This is a genomic window from Geobacillus sp. FSL W8-0026, assembly GCF_037966255.1.
Lineage (GTDB): Bacteria > Bacillota > Bacilli > Bacillales > Anoxybacillaceae > Geobacillus > Geobacillus icigianus.
This window is the reverse complement of the sequence record NZ_CP150194.1, coordinates 91923-115766: the sequence shown is the minus strand read 5'-3', so window position 1 is coordinate 115766 and position 23844 is coordinate 91923. Positions and strand designations below refer to the sequence as shown.

Sequence of the window (23844 nt, the reverse complement as noted above, 5' to 3'; positions counted from 1 at the left end):
TTGGCCCGCTCCGTCATTCCGGGGCAAAGCAGGCATGCTTGCGGCCGGCCCCCGCCGTCCGGGCGGAAACGGCTTTGCTTGCGTGCACCACCGTTTCGGGAAAGGGGATTTCAACACGCTCCCGGTGCGAGGAAACCAGGCGTTGAATGGGGAAAAAAAGAAAATGGTTTCTATTGCAATAGAAAACCATATGGTTCATTGCTTATGGATTTTATCATTTTTTCCATTGCACACAAAATTATACGTCTCCCCTTTACACGGGAAATGTGCCTATTTAGCATTTTATAATGCTACCACAATCAAAAAACGGTGTCAACATTTTTTCGCCTTTATGATATAATATCCTTTTTTCTTGGCGACGACTTCTACAACGGGAAACCATTCGTTCAGCTTTTGCAAAGCGGAAGGGGCGCCTTGTTTTTTTTGGATGACCACCCATAGCTCGCCTTGATCAAGCAGATGATCGCGGCTTTGTTCAAAAATTGCGTACACGACCCGCTTGCCGGCCCGGATCGGCGGATTGGTGATAATGGCCGCAAACCGCTGTTCACCGACTGCGGAAAACAGGTCGCTTTGGTACACGACCGCATTGGCAATCGCGTTCGCTCGCCTGTTTGTCTCCGCCAGCTCGAGCGCCCGTTCGTTGATGTCGATCATGTGAACACGCCGATCCGGAAACGATCGAGCCAAGGCCAGCCCGATCGGCCCGTATCCACAGCCGACATCCAACCAATCCCCCGCCACTTCAGGCTCTTCGAACGTTTCGATTAGCAAGCGTGTACCAAAGTCCACGTCGCGTTTCGAAAACACTCCGCTGTCCGTCGTGAAGCGGAATTCATGTCCTCGCAGCACGTACGTCCACGTTTGCGGATTTCGCTCCGACGCTGGACGGACCGAGTAATAATGCTCACTCACGATCGTTCCCTCCTTTTTTGCTGACAGATTGCACCGCCTTCATCCCATAGTGTAACAAAAAAGAGACCGACCCTTGCTTCGGGCCAGCCTCTTTTTTCAGCGGCGCAGCCATTACTTGACTTCGACTTTCGCGCCAACTTCTTCGAGTTTTGCTTTAATTTCTTCAGCTTCTTCTTTGGAGACAGCTTCTTTGATCGGTTTCGGCGTGTTGTCAACCAAGTCTTTCGCTTCTTTCAAGCCAAGGCCAGTAAGTTCGCGAACGACTTTGATGACCTTGATTTTTTGCGCACCAGCGTCAGCGAGGATGACATCGAATTCGGTTTTCTCAGCCGCCGCTTCAGCGCCAGCCGCTGCGCCGCCCGCTACAACAACCGGAGCCGCAGCCGTTACGCCAAATTCTTCTTCAATCGCTTTAACAAGTTCGTTTAATTCCAATACCGTCATGTTTTTCACTGCTTCAATGATTTGTTCTTTCGTCATCGTGACTTCCTCCTTTTTTGATCATGATCGTTTACGCATATCCGAGCGCGCTGTTACGCGCCTTGCTCTTCTTGCTTGTCAGCCACCGCTTTAACCGCAAGCGCCAAGTTGCGGATCGGGGCTTGAAGAACGCTAAGCAGCATCGAAAGCAAGCCTTCGCGGGACGGGAGTTTGGCCAAGGCGTCGATTTCTTCTTTGCTGGCGACGTTTCCTTCAATGACACCGCCCTTGATTTCCAACGCCTCGTGCGTTTTAGCAAATTCGCTTAAAACTTTCGCCGGCGCCACGACATCTTCATTGCTGAAGGCAATGGCGTTCGGACCCGTAAACACTTCATCCAATCCTTCCAAGCCGACTTCCGCGAGCGCCCGGCGGGTTAATGTGTTCTTGTACACTTTAAACTCAATGCCCGCCTCACGCAGCTGTTTACGCAGCTCGGTCATTTCCGCCACGTTCAAGCCGCGGTAGTCGACGATGACCGTCGCCTTGCTGGCCCGGAATTTATCCGCGATTTCAGCGACGACCTGTTTTTTCAGTTCAATCGCGCTCGACACGTTCTGCACCTCCTGTGAAAAGAATCGAAGAATACCACTTATACCGCTTGGGCGTTCAACAAAAAACCTCCATGCCGCGTAGACATGGAGGTGTCGTTCAGCGCACCGAACGGAAAACAGACAGCGCGCTGTTCTATCGTCCACATACCTCGGTAGGAAATTAAGCCGCAAACGGGCACCTACTGTCTACGGTACAAATGATATTCATTTGCTCAACCAAATGGCATTTTAGCAGATGGGCAAGCAAAAGTCAACGGTTATTGCGCGACAGCTACCGTCGACGGATCGACTTTGATGCCAGGGCCCATCGTTGACGTAATGGTGACGTTTTTCACGTACGTCCCTTTCGCCGCCGCCGGCTTCGCTTTCAAAATCGCTTCGTAAACAGCGGCGAAGTTTTCAGCCAGCTTCTCGTTGTCAAACGACACTTTGCCGATTGGAACATGGATGTTCCCTGCTTTATCAACGCGGTACTCCACTTTCCCGGCCTTGATTTCTTGCACCGCTTTCGCGACGTCAAACGTGACGGTTCCGGTTTTCGGGTTTGGCATCAAGCCTTTCGGACCTAAGATGCGGCCGAGTTTCCCGACTTCGCCCATCATGTCCGGCGTAGCAACGACGACGTCAAAGTCAAACCAGCCTTGCTGGATTTTGTTGATATATTCGGTATCGCCGACATAGTCAGCGCCAGCGGCTTCCGCTTCTTTCGCTTTTTCCCCTTTCGCGAACACCAACACGCGCGCGACTTTCCCTGTGCCATGCGGCAGGACGACAGCGCCGCGGATTTGCTGGTCCGCTTTTTTCGGGTCAACACCCAAACGGAACGCGACTTCGACCGTGGCGTCAAATTTCGCTACGTTCGTTTTTTTCACGAGCTCGATCGCTTCGGCAATCGGGTACGCTTTAAAGCGATCAACAAGCTTCAATGCTTCCAAGTATTTTTTTCCTCTTTTTGGCATATAAAACATCCTCCTCGGTTGTGGTTGTAGCGGAAAAAACCTCCCACACGAAACGCTCTTCACCTTGCGAAAAAAGTGAAGAAAGGCGCGGCAGGCAAGTGTCATTCATGGAGAAAGAGGTTGCCACTTGATGCAACCTCTCCTCCCGAGCCGCGCGACAGCATTAGTCTTCAATCACGATGCCCATGCTGCGGGCCGTGCCTTCGACCATGCGCATGGCAGCTTCAATGCTCGCCGCGTTCAAATCCGGCATTTTCAGCTCGGCGATCTCACGCACTTTGTCGCGTTTGATCGTCGCCACTTTGTTGCGGTTCGGTTCGCCGGAGCCCGATTCAATGCCAGCCGCTTTTTTCAGCAATACAGCGGCAGGCGGCGTTTTCGTGATGAATGTAAACGAACGGTCTTCAAAAACCGTAATTTCAACCGGAATGATCAACCCTGCTTGATCAGCCGTGCGAGCATTAAACTCTTTGCAAAACGCCATAATATTGACACCGGCTTGACCGAGCGCAGGACCTACTGGCGGCGCCGGATTCGCTTTTCCTGCAGGAATTTGCAATTTGACGACCTTGATGACTTTTTTCGCCACGAGACACACCTCCTTACGTCCGTGATGTGGTATTAGGGATTGCCCCTCCCACTCATCCGGCTCCCCATCTTATGAGCCGTTTCGATATCTCCCGTTTCCGTTGAGAGGATCAGCAGAACAATAACAGGCTCCCTTATACGCGCCGGTATAAGTTCATTGCTTGATGTCTCCGGTTCAGAGACATACTGACTTTAAAATAGTATCACTTTTCCCTAGTAATTGCAAGTTCTTTATCCAGCTAGATTTTTTCAATTTGGGAAAACTCGAGCTCCATCCGCGTTTCGCGCCCAAACATATCGATCAACAGTTTCACTTTATGCTTGTCTGGGTCAATAGCTTCAATTTTCCCGACAAAGTTCGCAAACGGCCCTTCTTTGATGCGGACCATTTCGTTCACTTCGTAGTCGACGTCCACCTCAGCGAGCGGCATGCCCATCCGCTTCAAAATTAGTTTGACTTCCTCCTCCATCAGCGGCGTCGGTTTTGAGCCGGCTCCGCTTGAGCCGACAAATCCGGTCACCCCCGGCGTATTGCGCACTACATACCATGAGTCGTCCGTCATGACCATTTCAACAAGCACATAGCCAGGAAACACTTTTTTCTTGGTCGTTTTTCGTTTTCCGTTTTTCACGTCGGTCTCGGTCTCTTCCGGAACGATGACGCGAAAAATTTTATCCTGCATCCCCATCGATTCAACACGCTTTTCCAAATTCGCCTTCACTTTGTTTTCGTATCCCGAATAGGTATGGACGACATACCAGTTTTTCTCCATCAGCGAGCCTCCCTCGGGCGGTTTTTATCCCATTTTTGCGCAAAACAAAAACCCGTTGCCGGGTTCCATGCTCGTGCGATTATCTTTCATTATAGCATATCATTCGCCTGCTTATTCAGACAAAAGACGAATGAGTTCGGAAATGCCGAGGTCGACAACGGCAAAAAAGACGGTGAAAAACACCACCGTAGCCAACACAATCGCCGTATAGTTCACCAATTCCTTCCGGTTGGGCCAGCTTACTTTTTTTAGCTCGCGCACAACTTCACGCAAAAAATTTGTTATCCGCTGCATCACTCGTACCTCCACGATCGCTCCAAACTGTCTCCATCACCGGTTTGATTTGGCGATGGACCGCACGCTTGCCGCATCTTGGTCAGCACTAGGCGCGCGCCGATCGTCTGCGCGGCAACGGCGCTGTTCGACGCTCCAACGTTCCGCCTGTTTCAGCCAGATGTCCATAAAAATTTATCATACTGTCCGTCCCGCTGTCAATGTCATGTTTTTCTCCTTGTCGCTGCCCGACACGCCACCTACAAATGAACTTCACGATATTCTAAGTATTTTTCCAGCTTCCGCTTGACGCGCTGCAAGGCGTTATCAATCGACTTGACATGGCGGTTCAATTCTTCAGAAATCTCTTGGTACGAGCGCCCATCCAAATATAACGCGAGCACTTTCCGCTCGAGGTCGCTTAACAGCTCAGCCATCTTCAACTCAATGTCCCCTACTTCCTCACGGTTGACGATCAGCTGTTCCGGATCGGTCGCCTGCGTGCCGGACAGCACGTCCATCAGCGTGCGATCCGATTCATCATCATAAATCGGTTTGTCCAAAGACACATATGAATTGAGCGGAATATGCTTTTGGCGGGTCGCCGTTTTAATGGCGGTGATCATTTGCCTAGTAATGCAAAGTTCTGCAAACGCTTTAAACGAAGAAAGCTTGTCCCCCTTGAAGTCGCGGACGGCCTTATACAGGCCGATCATCCCTTCCTGCACGATATCCTCCCGGTCAGCGCCGACCAAAAAATAGGAGCGGGCCTTAGCGCGCACAAAATTTTGGTACTTGTGGATCAAAAAATCGAGCGCTTCCCGATCCCCCTCGTGAACAAGCGCAACAAGCTGTTCGTCATCAAGGTGGCGATAATCCTTGATTTTATGTACGTTGACGCATTCCCCCACGCTGATCCCCCCGACCGCATAACTCGCTATTAGTTATTATACAGGACAAATTTTTACAGCGTCAACCGCTCATTTTTGCCCTCTTCGCCATTTTTCGAAGATTTCGGCAACTTGGTCACTGAGCGGCATTTTCGAGGTTGGGGTGTGCTGTTTGATATCGCTCAGTTTTTTGGAAATGTCCCGCTCGACCGATTCGACCTCATATAACAGCTCGCGGGCCGATTTGCGCAAGGCGCCTTGGCTGAACACCGTCCACTGCTCGGTGTAGTCGGAGGTAGCGACGTACACTTTCGTGCGCGCGTTCATCAATGTTTTTGCCAACCGTTCAATCCGTTCATCGGCTGTCTCATGCTCTTTTGTAAAAATGACGTCAATATCATAATGCTTATATTTTTTTTCATTGCCTTGCACGAGATGGGCGTCAAACACAATGACGACATGATCGCCGGTGAATCCTTTATAATCGGCCAATTTCGCAATTAACAAATCCCTTGCCGCTGCCAGATCGCCCTCTTCTTTCAACCGCCGGAGCGCCGGCCAAGCACCGATCATGTTATAGCCGTCGACAATCAAAATGTTCATCGGCTATTCCCCTAACGGATACCGCTTCCGGTACACCTCGTACATGAGCAGGCTGGCGGCGACAGAGGCGTTGAGCGAGGTGACGTGCCCGCGCATCGGCAGTCGGATCAAAAAATCGCATTTTTCCAGCACCAACCGGCTGATCCCTTTCCCTTCGCTGCCGATCACGAGCGCCAGCGGCATCGTGCCATCGAGCGAACGGTAGTCATCTTTGGCAGCCGCATCGGTGCCGGCGATCCAGACGCCGCGCTCTTTTAGCTCGTCCATCGTCCGCGCCAAGTTTGTAACACGCGCGACCGGAACGTGCTCAATCGCCCCGGTCGAAGCCTTCGCCACCGTTGGGGTCAGCCCAACCGAACGCCGTTTCGGAATGATGAGGCCATGCGCCCCGACGGCATCAGCAGTGCGCATGATCGCCCCTAAATTATGCGGATCCTCAAGCTCGTCCAAGATGAGAAAAAACGGCACCTCACCCCGCTCGGCGGCGCGAGCGAACAAGTCATCGATTTCATAGTAGCGGTAGGCCGCCGCCTGGGCGATCACCCCTTGATGGGCCCCTTCCGCCATCTGGTCCAGCTTGCGTTTCGGGACGTATTGAACGAGCACGCCCCGCCGTTTCGCCCATTCAAGCACAGGTTCGACGGTATGGCGCTGCGCCCCTTCAGCGATCCAAATTTTATTGATGTCACGCCCCGCTTTGAGCGCTTCAATGACCGGATTTTTACCGATAATGTAGTCCATCATTCCAACGCCCTTTCTTCCCTTTCAATAATGGCAAAGGAACGGCTGATCAATTCCATAATCCGTGCTTCGTTATTCACTAAAAAATGATACCCAATCAGCGCTTCAAAGGCCGTGCTGTGCCGGTATGTTTGCACATCCGTGTTTTTCGGGATCGTGCCGGATTTGGCGTTGCGGCCGCGGCGAACAATCTCTTTTTCCTCATCGGTCAGCACGCCTTCGTCAAGCAGCGCAAAAATGACTTTCGCTTGCGCCCGCGCCGACACATAGCGAACCGCCCGCCGGTGCAGCTCATGCGGCCGAACGTTCCCAGCCGCGAGCAAATGGCGGCGCACGTACACCTCATAGACCGCATCGCCGATGTAAGCGAGCGCCAAACCGTTTAACTGCCCTGCATTCTCGACTGTCTCAAACGGCATCATCGCTTACGATCCTCGTTTCCATCTCGTTCCTTGCGGCGTGTCTTCCAAAATGATGTTTTTGGCTCTCAGTTCGTCGCGAATGCGGTCAGCCAAGGCAAAATCGCGATTTTTTCGCGCTTCATTGCGCTTTTGGATCAGCGCTTCGATTTCCTCATCAAGCAGCTCCTCCTGTTTCAAGGTAAGCCCCAGTACGCCCGCCAGCTGCTCGAACTCGCGCAAAAACGCGGCAATGACCTTCTCGGACGTCGTTTTTTCCTGCAAGTACAAGTTGGCCTGTTTCGCCAATTCAAACAATACCGCAATGCCGTTTGCGGTGTTGAAATCGTCGTCCATTTCACGGATGAACGAAGCGCGGATGTCAGCAAGGCGCGACAGCCATTCCTCATCATTGTCCGTCAAGTTCGTGCTTGCCTGCAGGCGATGCTGCAAATTGCCGTACGCCGTCTTCAGGCGCTCAAGCCCGCGCCGCGCGCTCTCAAGCAGCTCTTCGCTGTAGTTGATCGGATGGCGGTAATGCACCGACAGCATGAAAAAGCGCAGCACTTGCGGGTCGATCTGCCGGACGATATCGTGAACGAGCACGAAATTGCCAAGCGACTTCGACATTTTTTCGTTGTTAATATTTAAATACCCATTGTGCAGCCAATATTTCGCGAACGGTTTGCCGGTCAGCGCCTCCGACTGGGCGATTTCGTTTTCGTGGTGCGGAAACGTCAAGTCTTGGCCGCCAGCGTGAATATCGATCGTATCGCCCAAATATTTGCGCGCCATCGCCGAGCATTCGATATGCCAGCCGGGCCGCCCCTTCCCCCATGGGCTGTCCCATGAAATCTCCCCTTCTTTTGCCGCTTTCCAAAGGGCAAAATCAAGCGGATCGTCCTTTTTCTCGCCAACTTCAATGCGCGCCCCCGCTTGCAGCTCATCGATCGATTGATGGGACAGCTTGCCGTATTCGCGGAACTTGCGCGTCCGGTAATACACATCGCCTTCGACTTCGTAGGCATATCCTTTGTCAATGAGCGCCTGAATGAATTCGATAATCGTACCGATGTTTTCGGTCACGCGCGGATGGATGTCCGCTTTTTTGCAGCCGAGCGCTTGAATGTCCTCAAAATACGCCTCAATGAACCGCTCGGCGATCGCCGGAACGCTCTCGCCGAGCTCGCGAGCCGCTTTGATCAGCTTGTCATCAACATCGGTAAAGTTCGATACATACGTCACATCATAGCCGCGGAACTCCAAATAGCGGCGGATCGTGTCAAAAACGATGGCGGCCCGCGCATTGCCGATATGAATATAGTTATACACCGTCGGGCCGCACACATACATTTTCACCTTGTTCGGTTCCAACGGCTCAAACGGTTCTTTTTTTCGTGTCAACGTATTATAAAGCCGTATGCTGCTCATACTCGTTCTTCCTTTCTTGTTGTTTCAATGCCTCAAGCTCGCTTTTCAGCCGAGCGATTTCCTCTTCAAGCTCCCGGAACCGGTCGGCGATCGGATCAGGCAGGTCGGTATGGTTTAAATCTTTCTTCACCCTGACCCCGTCGCGCACGACGACACGGCCCGGGATGCCGACGACGGTTGAATTGGGTGGCACGTCTTTTAACACGACCGAGCCGGCGCCGATTTTCGAGTTTTCCCCGATCGTAATCGATCCGAGCACTTTCGCGCCGGCAGCGATCAAACAGTTATCTTTAATCGTCGGATGGCGCTTTCCTTTTTCTTTCCCCGTCCCGCCTAATGTGACCCCTTGATAGACCGTGACGTTGTCGCCGATTTCGCACGTTTCGCCGATCACCACCCCCATGCCGTGATCGATGAAAAAGCGGCGGCCGATTTTCGCGCCCGGATGGATTTCAATGCCGGTGAAAAAACGGCTGATTTGCGAAATCAAGCGGGCAAGGAAATAAAATTTCCGCTTGTAAAGCGCGTGGGCGATCCGATGCGCCCAAATGGCATGCAGACCGGAATACGTTAAAATGACTTCCAAATAGCTTCTCGCCGCCGGGTCTTGTTCAAAAATGACTTCAATGTCTTCTTTCAATGTTTTAAACATGACATCCTCCCTCCACTTCTAAGAGACCGGTGATTTAAGGGAGCAAAGGCGCTTATCAAACTCGTTTCTCAAATAAATAAGCCTTGGCGCATCAGGGGCGCCTTTCAAACGTTCCCCCATTGCTCAAGAGAAACAACCGTTTTCCACCAGCCTCCTAAGCTGTCTCAAATAAAAAACGTCTCTGTGCCGAAGACACAGAGACGCTGTTGGCGCGGTTCCACTCTGTTTAGCGAAACGGGGGGACGCTTCGCTCGCTCGAGTCCGATAACGGAGATGCTCCGCTCCCCTCTACTGCAGAACGTCTCTGTTCCGGTTCGAAAGGAGGCTCCGAGGCGCATTTCGGATGGCACCGCACATAAGCCGCTCCCAGCCAAGACGGCTCTCTCTGGAATGCCGATGCCTCCTACTTTTCCTCGTCAACGCTTTATCATGATGAACTTGTTCCACCAAAAACTTTGTATTATTATATCACATTTGCCGCCTGAACGTGCAAAGCGGAGTTAAAATTTTTGCTGCAGCGCCCGCTCCAGCCGCTCGATCACTTTTTGTTTGCCGAGCAGCTGAATGGCAAACGGCAGCTCCGGCCCGTGCGTTTGTCCGGTCACTGCGGCGCGGATCGGCATGAACAGCTTTTTCCCTTTTTGTCCGGTCGACTTTTGCACCGCTTTGATCGCTGCTTTAATCTCATCGGCTGTAAACGGTTCAAGCTCCCGCACGTTCGCTAGAAAGGCAGACAGCACTTCCGGCACCTGCTCCTCAGCCAGCACTTGACGCGCTTCTTCTTCATAGTCGACCTCTTCCTTGAAGAACAGCTCGGACAGCGGAACAATCTCCGCCCCGTAGCTCATTTGCTCTTGGTACAAGGCGATCAAATCGCGCGCCCATTGCCGCTGCTCCTCCGTCATATCCGCCGGTAGGCGCCCGGCTTTCACTAAATGCGGCAAAGCGAGATCAACAAGCCGATCGAGATCGAGCTGTTTCATGTATTGGTTGTTCATCCAAGCCAGCTTTTTCGTATCAAACATCGACGGCGATTTCGACAGCCGAGAAACGTCAAACAAACGGATCAATTCGTCTTTCGTAAAAATTTCTTCTTCCCCTTCCGGCGACCAGCCAAGCAGCGCGAAAAAGTTGAACATCGCTTCTGGCAAATAGCCGAGCTCTTTGTATTGCGAAACGAACTGAATGATCGATTCATCGCGCTTCGACAGCTTTTTCCGCTGCTCGTTGACAATCAGCGTCAAATGAGCGAACTGCGGCGGCTCCCAGCCGAAATAGTCGTATACCATGAGCTGCTTCGGCGTATTGGACAAATGTTCCTCGCCGCGGAACACATGGCTGATCTCCATCAAATGGTCATCAATGACGACCGCAAAGTTGTACGTCGGAATGCCGTTCGCTTTGACGATCACCCAGTCACCGCCGACATCCTTGGACGCAAACGTCACTTTTCCGCGCACTAAGTCGTCAAACTCATACGTTTTTGCTTCCGGCACCTTGAGGCGAATGGTATATGGCTTTCCTTGCGCTTCCAACTCCGCCGTTTGCTCCGGGGTCAAATGCCGGCATTTGCCGCTGTATTGCGGAGCGGCGATGCCGGCGGCCCGCTGTTCCTCGCGTTCCCGTTCAAGCTCCTCCGGCGTGCAAAAACATTTGTACGCATGGCCTTGCTCAAGCAATTCATTCACATATTTCCGATAAATATCGAGCCGCTCCGTCTGCCGGTACGGACCGTAGCCGCCGTCTTTGTCGACCGACTCATCATAGTCGATGCCAAGCCATTGTAAGTTTTCCAGCTGCGACTGTTCGCCGCCTTCAATGTTCCGTTCAAGATCCGTATCCTCGATGCGGACGATCATTTTTCCACCGTGGTGGCGGGCAAACAAATAATTAAACAACGCTGTTCGCGCCCCGCCGATATGCAAATGGCCGGTCGGGCTCGGCGCATAGCGCACGCGCACCTCTTTTGCCATCGTCCAACCCCTCCACTTCCATCAAAACTTGTGCTATTATTGTACCGTTTATGACCGCAAAGTTCAAAATGAACGGCTCATCCCATCCGCGCCGCCCCGTCGGTCCGCGAACCGCTCCACTAGGACCCCAACCACGATGATGTGGCGACATGCCGCGGAGAAGACAATCTGACTGGATTGGCGAAAGTACGGTTTTGCTCGCGGGTTCCGCTTCAATCACCGGCCTTCTAGGAAGCCGGTGATTGAAGGGGGCAAGTCGCTTACCAATCCAGTTTCTCAAATAGAAAAGCCTTGTTGCACCAAGATCACCTTTCAAACGCTCTCCCGTTGCTTAAAAGAAACAACCGTTTTTCACCGTCCATCTAGAAGGCCGGTGAAAAACCGCTGTCACACACGAATCGGCGGCATGTTCATTCAGAAAAGAAAGTTGATTGTGCAAGGTTTCTCTAATTGAGAAACAGATGGGATCAGCAGTATTTTTCCCTAAATCACCGGCCTCCTAGGTTGTTTGTCTTTGCAACAAAACGACCGCCTGTGCGGCGATGCCCTCACCTCGGCCGGTGAACCCGAGCGTTTCTGTCGTCGTCGCTTTGATGTTTACTTGCGAACGCTCGGCTTCTAGCAGCCGGGCGATGATCGCCCTCATCTCCTCAATATACGGGGCCATCTTTGGTTTTTGCGCAATAATCGTACAGTCCATGTTCGCCAACACATAGCCTTCTTGCCGAACGAGCCTCCATACGCGCGCAAGCAGTTCGGCTGAATCAGCATCTTTATAACGCGGATCGGTGTCAGGGAAGTGCCGCCCGATGTCGCCAGCGCCAATCGCGCCGAGACACGCATCGGCCACCGCGTGCAACAGCACATCGGCATCAGAATGACCGAGTAGCCCTTTCTCATATGGGATATGGACACCACCGATGATGAGCGGGCGCCCTTCCACGAGCTGATGAACGTCAAACCCTTGTCCAATGCGAAACATATCTTTTCCCCCATTCTACTCGACAAGGCGGCTTGCTAAAATCGCTTCGGCAAACAGCAGATCGTCCGGTGTTGTCAACTTAATGTTCTGATAGTCTCCCTCCAAAAGCCTCACCGGCTTGCCGAGCCGTTCGATGAGGCTAGCATCATCCGTGCCTAGGTAACCATCCCGTTTCGCCGCCTCGTGCGCCTCCATGATCAAAGACAGACGAAAAGCTTGTGGCGTTTGCACCGCCCACAAGCTGGAACGATCGATCGTTTCTTCAACAAACAAGCCGTTCGCTTTTTTAATCGTGTCTTTCACCCGCACAGCTGGAATGGCCGCCCCGTCTTGAACCGCGGCATCGGCCAGCTCATGCAACTGCCGGACGCGAATAAACGGGCGAGCGCCGTCATGGATGAGGACGATTCCCTCTCCCTTGAGCGCCTGCAGCCCGTTATACACGCTATGCTGCCGCTCCTGTCCGCCGTTGGCCAGCGCTGTGACTTTGCGGATGCGATAACGTTCAAGCAGTTGCGCCAATCGCTGTCGTTCAGCCGGATTGACGACGAGCACAATGCCAGCGCACCGCGCATCGCCGTCAAACACTTTCAATGTCCGAACGATGAGCGGTTCGCCGCCAAGTTCAAGAAATTGCTTGTTCATGCCGGCGTTCATCCGCTTTCCTTGTCCGGCCGCCAGCACGATCGCTTCATACTTCATTGGACGTTTCCCCTATTCTTCTAAAGCGCTTTTTGCAACAGTTTTAGCTTGGCAAAAATCATTCTCCCCGCAGATGTTTGTAACACGCTAGTCACCAAAACGTCAACCCGTTTGCCGATATATTCTTTGCCATCTTCCACAACGATCATTGTTCCATCGTCCAAATAGGCGACACCTTGGTTATGCTCTTTGCCGTCTTTGATGACGTGCACGTTCAGCTCTTCCCCCGGCAGCACGACCGGTTTGACCGCGTTCGCCAAGTCGTTGATGTTTAAGACGCGCACGTTTTGCAGCTCACATACTTTGTTTAAATTGAAATCGTTCGTCACAACGATCCCTTGCAGCTGCTTAGCCAATTTGACAAGCTTGCTGTCGACTTCTTGCACATCATTAAAATCCGCTTCGTGAATTTCTACTTTCATGTCCATTTCTTTTTGAATGCGGTTCAAAATGTCCAAGCCGCGGCGGCCGCGGTTCCGCTTCAGCACGTCGGACGAATCGGCGATATGCTGCAATTCTTCGAGGACAAATCGCGGGATGACAAGCGGTCCTTCCAAAAAGCCGGTTTGACAAATGTCCGCAATCCGCCCATCGATGATGACGCTCGTGTCCAAAATTTTGACGGCGCCACCTTTTGACGGTTCGTTCTCAGCCTCTGCGCTTTTTTTCTTTGTCATGCGATTGGAAAGTGAAAATAAATTCATCAGCTCATTCCGTTTCTTCCAACCAACGCGAAACCCTAAATAGCCGAGCAAAATGGTCAAAAAAACCGGCAGCACTGTATTGAGCACTTCAATGCGAAACGACTGCAACGGCATGACAATGAAAAACGCGATAATGAGACCAAAAATCAACCCAAGGCTGCCAAACAGCACATCGACGGCTGGCGCTTTCACCAATGTTTCCTCAACCCATCGGATCATATCGACGACATAATCCACAAGCCAAAACGTCAGTAAAAAGAACAGAACGGCCCCCAAGAGCGCCAACAAATATGAATGATGAAGAAGCGGCAGGTCGCTTACATTTAACAGCTGAAACAAATCGGGCAGAAACATGGCGCCTAACGTTCCGCCTACGGCAAGAAAAAACAATTGCACAATTCGTTTCACCATCGGCCCATTTTCACCTCCTATTTAACATTATAAACAGTTTCCCATGTTTGAAATCAATTGGAAAGTAATTTTCGCCATTTTTAAGCAGCTGTCAAACATCTATTATCAAGCGATGATCATTTGAGACTCTCACTAATTTCTTACGTTTGACAAAGCAAAAAGATTCAGCCTGTTTACTGTACTTTTCTACACCATCGTATGCTCGAGGGCCTCAGCGACATGTGATACGCCGATTACTTGGATGCCGTCGGGGGGCTGCCAGCCCGTGATATTGTTTTTTGGCACAATGACGCGCGAAAACCCTAGTTTGGCCGCCTCTTGCACCCGTTGTTCAATGCGCGAGACACGGCGCACCTCGCCGGTCAAGCCAACCTCGCCGATGATCACATCGGCCGGATGGGTCGGCCGGTCGCGAAAACTTGAGGCGATGCTGACGGCGACCGCCAAGTCAATGGCCGGTTCGTCAAGCTTTACCCCGCCCGCTACCTTCAAGTAGGCGTCTTGGTTTTGCAACAGCAGCCCGACCCGCTTTTCAAGCACCGCCATCAGCAGCGAAACGCGGTTGTGATCGAGGCCGGTCGCCATTCGCCTTGGGTTGCCAAAACTCGTCGGCGAAACGAGCGCCTGAATTTCAACGAGCACCGGGCGCGTCCCTTCCATGGCCGCGACGACCGTGGAGCCCGCCGCTCCACGCGACCGCTCTTCCAAAAACACTTCCGACGGGTTTTCCACCTCTCGCAGCCCGATGTCGCGCATTTCAAAAATGCCGATTTCATTCGTCGAACCGAAGCGGTTTTTCACCGCCCGCAAAATACGGTACGTATGATGCCGCTCCCCTTCAAAATAAAGAACCGTATCAACCATATGTTCAAGCAAGCGCGGCCCGGCGATCGCCCCTTCTTTCGTCACATGGCCGACAATGAAAATGGCGATGCCTTTCGTTTTGGCGATTTTCATCAGCTCGGCCGTACATTCGCGCACTTGGGCGACGCTGCCCGGGGCTGACGTAATATCGGTCCGGTACACCGTCTGAATGGAATCGATGATCACACAGGCAGGCTGAATCGTTTCCACCGCTGTTACAATATATTCCATATTCGCTTCGGCTAACACATATAGTTCATTTGATTCGGCGTGGAGGCGCCCGGCGCGCAGCTTCACCTGCTTCACTGATTCCTCCCCGGATATATACAACACCTTGTGGCGGGCCGCGGCGAGCTGGGCCGACGTCTGCAGCAGCAACGTCGATTTGCCAATCCCAGGGTCACCGCCGATCAAGACGAGCGAACCTTTGACGATCCCGCCGCCGAGCACGCGATCGAGTTCCGCGCTGTTCGTTCGGATGCGCGGCTCTTGCGTAGCTGTGACCGCCGTAATCGGAACCGGTTGGGCCGAACTGGACGGTTCAGTGTGAAAAAACGCGCCGCGCCCAGAAACCGCCCGCTCGATTTCCTCCACAAACGAATTCCACGTTTGGCATCCTGGACAGCGGCCGAGCCATTTGGCCGACTCATAACCGCACTCTTGACAAACAAACTTCGTTTTCTTTTTGACCATTTCTACAAACCCCTTCTATCGCCGGATCGGCAAGATGAGAAAAAAGGTATGGGCAGCAAACTGCCGCATACCCCTTCCCTTACACAACCGCCTGTTTCGCCAGCACGACAAACTCCCCGTCTTTGACATCGACGACGACTGTCTGCCCTTTGGCGATCGTGCCTTTTAGCAACTCTTCCGACAACCGATCTTCGATATGCTTTTGCAAGGCGCGGCGCAATGGGCGAGCGCCGTATTCCGGATCAAACCCTTCAGCGGCAATTTTCTCAATGGCCGCCTCGGTCAACTCCAAGTCAATATCCTGTTCCTTCAGGCGTTTCACAAGCGTATCGGCCATCAGGCGGACAATTTGTTTCAAATGTTCTTTTTCAAGCGAATGGAAGACGATAATTTCGTCGATCCGGTTTAAAAACTCTGGACGGAACGCCTTTTTCAGTTCGTCCATCACCTTGCTTTTCATGTCTTTATACTGCTGATGCTGATCTTGAATGTTAAATCCGACGTATTTGTTCCGCTTCAGCGCGTCGGCGCCAACGTTCGACGTCATAATGATGATCGTGTTGCGGAAGTCGACCGTCCGTCCTTTCGAGTCAGTCAAGCGCCCGTCTTCCAGCACCTGCAGCAAAATATTGAACACATCCGGATGCGCCTTTTCCATCTCATCGAGCAAAATGACGGAGTACGGCTTGCGGCGCACTTTTTCTGTCAGCTGGCCACCTTCTTCGTAGCCGACATACCCCGGCGGTGAACCGATGAGCCGCGATGTCGAGTGTTTTTCCATATACTCCGACATGTCGATGCGGATCAGGGCGTCTTCATCGCCAAACATCGCTTCTGCTAAGGCGCGAGCCAATTCCGTTTTCCCAACGCCGGTCGGGCCGAGGAAAATAAACGAACCGATCGGGCGTTTCGGATCTTTCAGACCGGCGCGGGCGCGGCGCACCGCTTTCGCCACCGCTTTCACCGCCTCATCTTGGCCGACGACGCGGGCATGCAAAATCTCCTCAAGCTTGAGCAATCGTTCTGTTTCCGTTTCGGCCAGTTTCGATACCGGGATGCCGGTCCAGCTTGACACAACCGCAGCGATATCCTCCACCGTGACTTCCGAGTTTTCTTGCCCTTGTTTTTCCTTCCACGCCCGTTTCGTCTCTTCCAACTCTTCGCGCAGCCGTTGTTCCATATCGCGCAGCGAAGCCGCCTTTTCAAACTCTTGGCTTTGCACGGCAGCATCTTTTTCCTTCCGCACTTCCTCGAGCTTTTGCTCGAGCTCTTTCAGCTTCGGCGGCGCTGTAAACGAACGGAGGCGCACTTTCGAGCAAGCTTCGTCGATCAAGTCAATCGCCTTATCGGGCAGGAAACGGTCGGTAATGTAACGATCGGACAGCTTCACCGCTTGCTCAATCGCTTCATCGGAAATGGAAACACGATGGTGCGCCTCATAGCGGTCGCGCAGCCCTTTTAAAATTTGGATCGATTCTTCAACAGTCGGTTCATCGACATAAATCGGTTGGAAACGACGTTCAAGAGCAGCATCTTTCTCGATGTACTTCCGATATTCATCAAGCGTCGTCGCTCCGATGCATTGCAATTCTCCGCGCGCCAACGCCGGTTTTAAAATATTCGACGCGTCGATCGCTCCTTCCGCCCCGCCGGCGCCGATCAGCGTATGCAGTTCATCGATGAACAGAATGATGTTGCCCGCCTGCCGGATTTCATCCATCACTTTTTTCAAACGGTCTTCGAACTCGCCACGGTATTTCGTTCCGGCGACAACCGTTCCCATATCGAGCGTCATCACCCGTTTGTCGCGCAGCGTTTCCGGCACCTCGTTATTGACGATTTGCTGCGCCAGCCCTTCGGCGATCGCGGTTTTCCCGACTCCCGGCTCCCCGATCAGCACCGGGTTGTTTTTCGTCCGTCTGCTTAATACTTCAATGACGCGCTGAATCTCTTTGCTCCGGCCGATAACCGGATCAAGGCGACCTTCGCGAGCGATCGCCGTCAGGTCGCGAGCGAGGCTGTCAAGCGTTGGCGTGCTCACATGTGAGGCCCCTCCGCCTCCATGGCCTGAGATCGATTCGTTGCTGCCGAGCAGCTGCAGCACTTGTTGGCGCGCTTTGTTCAAGCTGACGCCCAAGTTGTTCAGCACACGGGCCGCTACCCCTTCCCCTTCACGGATGAGCCCAAGCAAAATATGTTCCGTGCCGACATAGGAATGGCCAAGCTTCCGCGCTTCATCCATCGACAGCTCAATGACTTTTTTCGCCCGCGGCGTATAATGAATCGTGTGCGACGCTTCATTGCCACGGCCGATGAGCGATTCGACTTCTTTTTGAATTTTTTCAGGGCCTAGTCCGAGCGCCATGAGCGCTTTGGCTGCAATTCCTTCCCCTTCACGAATCAATCCGAGCAAAATATGTTCGGTCCCGATATTGTTATGGCCAAGGCGAATGGCTTCTTCTTGCGCCAGCGCCAGCACCTTTTGTGCCCGTTCCGTAAATCTGCCAAACATCATCGTTCATCACCCTCCATCTTTCTTCGTTCCTCCATCTTTAAACGCTCCCGGATCAGCGCTGCACGGCGGACGTCGCGTTCTTCCGGGCGGAGCGCCCCACCGGCGTACTGTTGCAAAAATCCTGGCTGCGTCAAAATCATCAGCTCATTTAAAATGTTGCGCGAGATGTTTTGGATATATCCTAAATCAATGCCAAGACGCACATCGGACAAACATTGCGCCGCCTCTTTTGATTCGATGACGCGGCAGTTGGCCAATATGCCGTATGAACGGAACACTTTATCTTCTAATTGTATGCCCAAAGTTTTGACTAATGCCTGGCGCGCCGCTCGTTCTTGGGCGATCAGCTGCTGGACGATCGTATGCAAATCAGCGACAATATCTTCCTCCGATTTGCCGAGTGTGATCTGGTTGGAAATTTGGAAAATGTTCCCCAACGCCTCGCTCCCTTCGCCGTATGTCCCGCGAACGACAAGACCGAGTTGATTGATCGCCGGAACAATGCGGTTCATTTGCTGCGTCAAGACAAGCGCCGGAAGATGCATCATTACCGAAGCCCGCAACCCCGTCCCCACATTGGTGGGACAGCTTGTCAAATAGCCAAGCCGTTCATCGAAGGCGTAGTTGACATGCCCTTCAATCCAATCGTCCAATTCGCTCGCTGCTTCCAGCGCCTCAGCAAGCTGCAAACCGGGGAACAGGCATTGGATGCGAATATGATCCTCTTCGTTAATCATGATGCTGATTTCTTCGTTCTCCGAGAGCAGGCAGGCGCCAAACGGCGAATCTTCCGCCAAATGGGGACTGATCAAATGTTTTTCCACCAAAACCCTCTTTTCAATTGGCTGAAGCTCCGACATTTTCAACAGCTCGAAACGCCCCGCCTCCCTATAAGAGCGGTGCGCAAACGCCCGCTCGAACAGCGAGACGATTTGTCTTGCCTCCTCGCTGCTGAACAGCGTCGGAAAACGAAAATCAACGATATTGCGCGCCAGCCGGATGCGGCTGCTTAAGACGATATCCGAATCCGGTCCCTCTTGACTCATCCACGAACTGACCGCAGTATTGAAAAATTTCTCAAACGACATGCCGTTACATATCCCCCTCTCCGCGCTGGCGAAGTTCATTTTCCAACGAGCGGATTTGGTCACGCACCTCTGCCGCTCGCTCAAATTCCTCGCGGGCGATCAATTCCTGAAGCTTTTGTTTCAGAGCGGCAAGCTGCTTGCGCAAATGAAGCACGCCCCCTTTTCGCTTCGGAATTTTCCCTGAATGGGCCGTATTGCCGCTATGAAGCCGTTTCAAGATCGGCGGCAAGTAACGGGCAAATGTTCGATAACAATCCGCACAGCCGAACCGCCCAATTTGTGTAAACTGATGATAGGTCATCTGGCATGTCTGGCACTGCAGCAAATCCGGGTTTGGAAACGCGTTCGCCGTCATCTCCTTCACCGGAGCCTCGAAGTTGAGTAACCCCGCCAACAAGTTGTTGAGTGGAAAATCGTCATGGCCATATAACATAAACATATGGCCGTGCTCCTTAGCGCATTGTTCGCAAAGATGAAACTCCGTTTTTTCTCCGTTGACGATTTTCGTAAAATGCATCGTAGCCGGCCGTTGCTTGCATTCTTGGCAAACCAAAGACTTCCCCTCCCCCTATTTATATTTCAGCGACGTCAACATCGCCTTCAGCATGCGCGCTCGCAGTTCATCCCGTTCAGGCAGGTCAATGTATAAAACGGAGCGATCCATGACACTTAACATCATTTTTGCCTCGCGCTCCGAAATCACGTTTTCATCAACGAGACGTTTCACCATATTCTCAGCATTCGACTGGCTGATGCGAGAACCAATGAGCTCAAGCAGCTGATCAATGAGCTGCGCCTCACTTTTTGTCTTTACCTTCATAATCCGAATATACCCGCCGCCGCCGCGTTTGCTTTCAACAATATATCCTCTTTCCAAGGTAAACCTTGTGTTGATGACATAATTGATTTGTGACGGAACGCATTGAAACTTACTGGCGATTTCACTTCGCTTAATTTCTACAATATCTTGATCACTCATATTGAGAACTTGCTTTAAATATTGCTCAATAATGTCGGAAATGTTTGGCACTCTACCTCCCACCTTCCTTACAACCGAACTGCTCAGACGATCAAATCCATCCGTTGACTTTGACTATATTTGACCTTACTTTTACTATATAATGTATGGCGAAAAAATGCAAGCGTTACTGAAAAACAGCGGGCATCTATAGAATATCCTCTTTTTCCAATGGCAAAACGTCAAAAAGAACAGATAAACAAAAAGCACGCCTTTTCTTTTTGGAGAAAAGGCGTGCTAAAAGATCTACTGCCTAGCAGCGACCTACTCTTGCAGGGGCGCTGGCCCCAACTACCATCGGCGCTGGAGGGCTTAACTTCCGTGTTCGGGATGGGAACGGGTGTTTCCCCTCCGCTATCACCACTAGGCAAGCGATTCCGTTTTTCATCAATCATTATACCAGAAAATCAATTCCTGTCAAGAAGGAACGCATTCCTTCAAAACTAGATAACCGTCGGAAGAAGCCGCGTATCACACTGTCTAGCTCCGGCCGCCATCGGCTCGCGACGCTTCGGTCCTGCTATGGCGGCATAGCCTCCTCGCAGGCCCTCCAGCGCGTTTCGCCGATCGGCGGGCGGCCTCCGCTTTTCTAGGTTAAGCCCTCGATCGATTAGTATCCGTCAGCTCCACGTGTCGCCACGCTTCCACCTCGGACCTATCGACCTCGTCATCTTCGAGGGATCTTACTCGCCTAACGCGATGGGAAATCTCATCTTGAGGGGGGCTTCACGCTTAGATGCTTTCAGCGCTTATCCCGTCCGCACATAGCTACCCAGCGGTGCCCCTGGCGGGACAACTGGTACACCAGCGGTGCGTCCATCCCGGTCCTCTCGTACTAAGGACAGCTCCTCGCAAATTTCCTACGCCCGCGACGGATAGGGACCGAACTGTCTCACGACGTTCTGAACCCAGCTCGCGTACCGCTTTAATGGGCGAACAGCCCAACCCTTGGGACCGACTACAGCCCCAGGATGCGATGAGCCGACATCGAGGTGCCAAACCTCCCCGTCGATGTGGACTCTTGGGGGAGATCAGCCTGTTATCCCCGGGGTAGCTTTTATCCGTTGAGCGATGGCCCTTCCATGCGGAACCACCGGATCACTAAGCCCGACTTTCGTCCCTGCTCGACCTGTCCGTCTCGCAGTCAAGCTCCCTTGTGCCTTTGCACTCTCCGAATGATTTCCAACCATTCTGAGGGAACCTTTGGGCGCCTCCGTTACCTTTTGGGAGGCGACCGCCCCAGTCAAACTGCCCACCTGACACTGTCTCCCACCCCGCTGAAGGGGTGCGGGTTAGAATTTCAATACCGCCAGGGTGGTATCCCACCGGCGCCTCCACCGAAGCTGGCGCTCCGGCTTCTCAGGCTCCCACCTATCCTGTACAAGCGATACCAAAATTCCATATCAGGCTGCAGTAAAGCTCCACGGGGTCTTTCCGTCCTGTCGCGGGGAACCTGCATCTTCACAGGTAGTATAATTTCACCGGGTCTCTCGTTGAGACAGCGCCCAAGTCGTTACACCTTTCGTGCGGGTCGGAACTTACCCGACAAGGAATTTCGCTACCTTAGGACCGTTATAGTTACGGCCGCCGTTTACTGGGGCTTCGGTTCGCACCTTCGCTTCCGCTCAGCGCTCCCCTTAACCTTCCAGCACCGGGCAGGTGTCAGCCCCTATACGTCGCCTTTCGGCTTCGCAGAGACCTGTGTTTTTGATAAACAGTCGCTTGGGCCTTTTCACTGCGGCTCTTCCAGGCTCTTCACCCGAAAGAGCACCCCTTCTCCCGAAGTTACGGGGTCATTTTGCCGAGTTCCTTAACGAGAGTTCTCCCGCGCGCCTTAGGATTCTCTCCTCGCCTACCTGTGTCGGTTTGCGGTACGGGCACCTCTTCCCTCGCTAGAGGCTTTTCTTGGCAGTGTGAAATCGGGGACTTCCGGATGACTCCGTCGCCATCACAGCTTGGCCTTCCGGCCAGCGGATTTGCCTACTGGCCAGCCTCACTGCTTGGACAGGCTCTTCCAGCCGCCTGCTCGCCCTATCCTCCTGCGTCCCCCCATCGCTCCAACGGGAAGGAGGTGGTACAGGAATCTCCACCTGTTGCCCATCACCTACGCCTTTCGGCCTCGGCTTAGGTCCCGACTAACCCTGAGCGGACGAACCTTCCTCAGGAACCCTTAGGCTTTCGGCGCAGAGGATTCTCACCTCTGTTTTCGCTACTCATACCGGCATTCTCACTTCTAAGCGCTCCACCAGTCCTTCCGGTCTGGCTTCTCTGCCCTTAGAACGCTCCCCTACCGATGACCAACGGTCATCCCGCAGCTTCGGCGGCACGTTTAGCCCCGGTACATTTTCGGCGCAGAGTCACTCGACCAGTGAGCTATTACGCACTCTTTAAATGGTGGCTGCTTCTAAGCCAACATCCTGGTTGTCTTCGCAACTCCACATCCTTTTCCACTGAACGTGCACTTGGGGGCCTTAGCTGGCGATCTGGGCTGTTTCCCTCTCGACCACGGATCTTATCACTCGCAGTCTGACTCCCGGGCATAAGTCGTTGGCATTCGGAGTTTGACTGGGTTCGGTAACCCGATGAGGGCCCCTAGCCCAATCAGTGCTCTACCTCCAAGACTCTTACACCCGAGGCTAGCCCGAAAGCTATTTCGGGGAGAACCAGCTATCTCCAAGTTCGATTGGCATTTCACCCCTACCCACACCTCATCCCCGCACTTTTCAACGTGCGTGGGTTCGGGCCTCCAGCCGGTGTTACCCGGCCTTCACCCTGGACATGGGTAGATCACCTGGTTTCGGGTCGACGACGACGTACTTCACGCCCTGTTCAGACTCGCTTTCGCTGCGGCTCCGCCTTCCCGGCTTAACCTCGCACGCCATCGTCACTCGCCGGTTCATTCTACAAAAGGCACGCCATCACCCATGAACGGGCTCTGACTACTTGTAGGCACACGGTTTCAGGTTCTCTTTCACTCCCCTTCCGGGGTGCTTTTCACCTTTCCCTCACGGTACTGGTTCACTATCGGTCACTAGGGAGTATTTAGCCTTGGGAGATGGTCCTCCCTGCTTCCGACGGGATTTCCCGTGTCCCGCCGTACTCAGGAGCCGCTCGGGAGGGAACGAAGTTTCGACTACAGGGCTCTCACCTTCTCTGGCCGGCCGTTCCAGACCGGTTCGTCTACCCCGTTCCTTTCTCACTCCCCTATGAGCGGTCCTACAACCCCAAGAGGACTCGCCTCTTGGTTTGGGCTGTTCCCGTTTCGCTCGCCGCTACTCAGGGAATCGCGTTTGCTTTCTTCTCCTCCGGGTACTAAGATGTTTCAGTTCCCCGGGTGTGCCCTCCATGCCCTATGGATTCAGACATGGATCCTGTCCCATTACGGACAGGGGGTTCCCCCATTCGGACATCTCCGGATCGACGCTTGCTTACAGCTCCCCGGAGCGTTTCGGCGTTTGCCCCGTCCTTCATCGGCTCCTAGTGCCAAGGCATCCACCGTGCGCCCTTTCTAGCTTAACCTACAGCGTCTCGGCTTCTTCCTTTTGTGTATCGGTTATCTAGTTTTCAAGGAACGAAGTCGCTCCATTGAGCTTGCTTCTTCGCTGGTTTGCGTCGAGGAATCTAGCTTCTCTGGATT

Annotated in this window: 23 protein-coding genes, 2 rRNA genes and 2 other annotated features; all 25 genes read right to left on the bottom strand. The window is 52.9% G+C overall.

Annotation, left to right across the window (positions count from 1 at the left end; genetic code table 11):
* Positions 1-312: 312 nt before the first annotated feature.
* The 25 genes from NST29_RS00610 to NST29_RS00490 all read right to left on the bottom strand — a co-directional run bounded on the left by NST29_RS00610 (position 313) and on the right by NST29_RS00490 (position 23726).
* A complete protein-coding gene (locus NST29_RS00610) occupies positions 313-915 on the bottom strand; it encodes a class I SAM-dependent methyltransferase (protein ID WP_033842686.1) in 603 nt (200 codons plus the stop codon).
* 111 nt (positions 916-1026) lie between these two features.
* Positions 1027-1395 carry a 50S ribosomal protein L7/L12 gene (gene rplL, locus NST29_RS00605; protein WP_033008641.1) on the bottom strand — a complete coding sequence of 123 codons (369 nt, stop codon included), beginning with the start codon at positions 1393-1395 and terminating at the stop codon, positions 1027-1029.
* A gap of 53 nt (positions 1396-1448) precedes the next feature.
* On the bottom strand, positions 1449-1949 hold the full coding sequence (rplJ, locus tag NST29_RS00600) for a 50S ribosomal protein L10 (RefSeq protein WP_033842687.1): 501 nt from the start codon (positions 1947-1949) through the stop codon (positions 1449-1451).
* Between the two features lie 51 nt (positions 1950-2000).
* Positions 2001-2159: a sequence feature (ribosomal protein L10 leader region), on the bottom strand.
* Between the two features lie 47 nt (positions 2160-2206).
* Complete coding sequence (gene rplA / locus NST29_RS00595) at positions 2207-2908, bottom strand: 50S ribosomal protein L1 (RefSeq protein ID WP_033021026.1); 702 nt, start codon at positions 2906-2908, stop codon at positions 2207-2209.
* A gap of 163 nt (positions 2909-3071) precedes the next feature.
* Positions 3072-3497, bottom strand: coding sequence for a 50S ribosomal protein L11 (gene rplK / locus NST29_RS00590; RefSeq protein WP_033842689.1), 426 nt, complete (start codon positions 3495-3497; stop codon positions 3072-3074).
* A gap of 238 nt (positions 3498-3735) precedes the next feature.
* Positions 3736-4269: a transcription termination/antitermination protein NusG gene (nusG, locus tag NST29_RS00585; protein ID WP_033021037.1), complete on the bottom strand. Its 534-nt coding sequence runs from the start codon at positions 4267-4269 to the stop codon at positions 3736-3738.
* Positions 4270-4380: 111 nt separating this feature from the next.
* A complete protein-coding gene (gene secE, locus NST29_RS00580; RefSeq protein WP_033021039.1) occupies positions 4381-4563 on the bottom strand; it encodes a preprotein translocase subunit SecE in 183 nt (60 codons plus the stop codon).
* 36 nt (positions 4564-4599) lie between these two features.
* On the bottom strand, positions 4600-4731 hold the full coding sequence (locus NST29_RS00575) for a hypothetical protein (RefSeq protein ID WP_255358694.1): 132 nt from the start codon (positions 4729-4731) through the stop codon (positions 4600-4602).
* A gap of 71 nt (positions 4732-4802) precedes the next feature.
* Entirely contained in the window at positions 4803-5453 is a 651-nt protein-coding gene (gene sigH, locus NST29_RS00570) for an RNA polymerase sporulation sigma factor SigH (protein WP_033021041.1), read from the bottom strand.
* Positions 5454-5522: 69 nt separating this feature from the next.
* Positions 5523-6035 (bottom strand): NYN domain-containing protein, encoded by a 513-nt coding sequence (locus NST29_RS00565; RefSeq protein WP_033021043.1) that lies wholly within the window; start codon positions 6033-6035, stop codon positions 5523-5525.
* Between the two features lie 3 nt (positions 6036-6038).
* A complete protein-coding gene (rlmB, locus tag NST29_RS00560; RefSeq protein ID WP_033842693.1) occupies positions 6039-6776 on the bottom strand; it encodes a 23S rRNA (guanosine(2251)-2'-O)-methyltransferase RlmB in 738 nt (245 codons plus the stop codon).
* Positions 6776-7198: a Mini-ribonuclease 3 gene (locus tag NST29_RS00555; protein ID WP_033842695.1), complete on the bottom strand. Its 423-nt coding sequence runs from the start codon at positions 7196-7198 to the stop codon at positions 6776-6778. Before NST29_RS00555 ends, rlmB begins: the two co-directional genes overlap by 1 nt.
* Positions 7199-7201: 3 nt before the next feature.
* A complete protein-coding gene (gene cysS / locus NST29_RS00550) occupies positions 7202-8605 on the bottom strand; it encodes a cysteine--tRNA ligase (RefSeq protein WP_172418728.1) in 1404 nt (467 codons plus the stop codon).
* A complete protein-coding gene (gene cysE / locus NST29_RS00545) occupies positions 8583-9257 on the bottom strand; it encodes a serine O-acetyltransferase (RefSeq protein ID WP_033021051.1) in 675 nt (224 codons plus the stop codon). The genes cysS and cysE overlap by 23 nt, the downstream gene beginning before the upstream one ends.
* A gap of 193 nt (positions 9258-9450) precedes the next feature.
* Positions 9451-9686, bottom strand: a binding site (T-box leader).
* Between the two features lie 71 nt (positions 9687-9757).
* Entirely contained in the window at positions 9758-11230 is a 1473-nt protein-coding gene (gltX, locus tag NST29_RS00540; protein ID WP_033842698.1) for a glutamate--tRNA ligase, read from the bottom strand.
* A gap of 499 nt (positions 11231-11729) precedes the next feature.
* Complete coding sequence (ispF, locus tag NST29_RS00535) at positions 11730-12212, bottom strand: 2-C-methyl-D-erythritol 2,4-cyclodiphosphate synthase (protein WP_172418727.1); 483 nt, start codon at positions 12210-12212, stop codon at positions 11730-11732.
* 15 nt (positions 12213-12227) lie between these two features.
* Positions 12228-12914 carry a 2-C-methyl-D-erythritol 4-phosphate cytidylyltransferase gene (ispD, locus tag NST29_RS00530; protein WP_033842699.1) on the bottom strand — a complete coding sequence of 229 codons (687 nt, stop codon included), beginning with the start codon at positions 12912-12914 and terminating at the stop codon, positions 12228-12230.
* A 20-nt stretch (positions 12915-12934) separates the two neighbouring features.
* Positions 12935-14029, bottom strand: a complete 1095-nt coding sequence (locus tag NST29_RS00525) for a PIN/TRAM domain-containing protein (protein ID WP_033842700.1) — start codon at positions 14027-14029, stop codon at positions 12935-12937.
* Between the two features lie 186 nt (positions 14030-14215).
* On the bottom strand, positions 14216-15586 hold the full coding sequence (radA, locus tag NST29_RS00520; RefSeq protein WP_033021064.1) for a DNA repair protein RadA: 1371 nt from the start codon (positions 15584-15586) through the stop codon (positions 14216-14218).
* A gap of 79 nt (positions 15587-15665) precedes the next feature.
* Positions 15666-18101, bottom strand: coding sequence for an ATP-dependent protease ATP-binding subunit ClpC (clpC, locus tag NST29_RS00515; protein ID WP_033021066.1), 2436 nt, complete (start codon positions 18099-18101; stop codon positions 15666-15668).
* Entirely contained in the window at positions 18098-19189 is a 1092-nt protein-coding gene (locus NST29_RS00510) for a protein arginine kinase (RefSeq protein ID WP_033021069.1), read from the bottom strand. The genes clpC and NST29_RS00510 overlap by 4 nt, the downstream gene beginning before the upstream one ends.
* A 4-nt stretch (positions 19190-19193) precedes the next feature.
* On the bottom strand, positions 19194-19742 hold the full coding sequence (locus NST29_RS00505) for a UvrB/UvrC motif-containing protein (protein WP_033021072.1): 549 nt from the start codon (positions 19740-19742) through the stop codon (positions 19194-19196).
* A gap of 15 nt (positions 19743-19757) precedes the next feature.
* Positions 19758-20219 carry a CtsR family transcriptional regulator gene (locus NST29_RS00500; protein ID WP_033021074.1) on the bottom strand — a complete coding sequence of 154 codons (462 nt, stop codon included), beginning with the start codon at positions 20217-20219 and terminating at the stop codon, positions 19758-19760.
* A 239-nt stretch (positions 20220-20458) separates the two neighbouring features.
* Positions 20459-20575 (bottom strand): 5S ribosomal RNA (rrf, locus tag NST29_RS00495).
* Between the two features lie 222 nt (positions 20576-20797).
* Positions 20798-23726, bottom strand: a 23S ribosomal RNA gene (locus NST29_RS00490).
* Between the last annotated feature and the right edge of the window lie 118 nt (positions 23727-23844).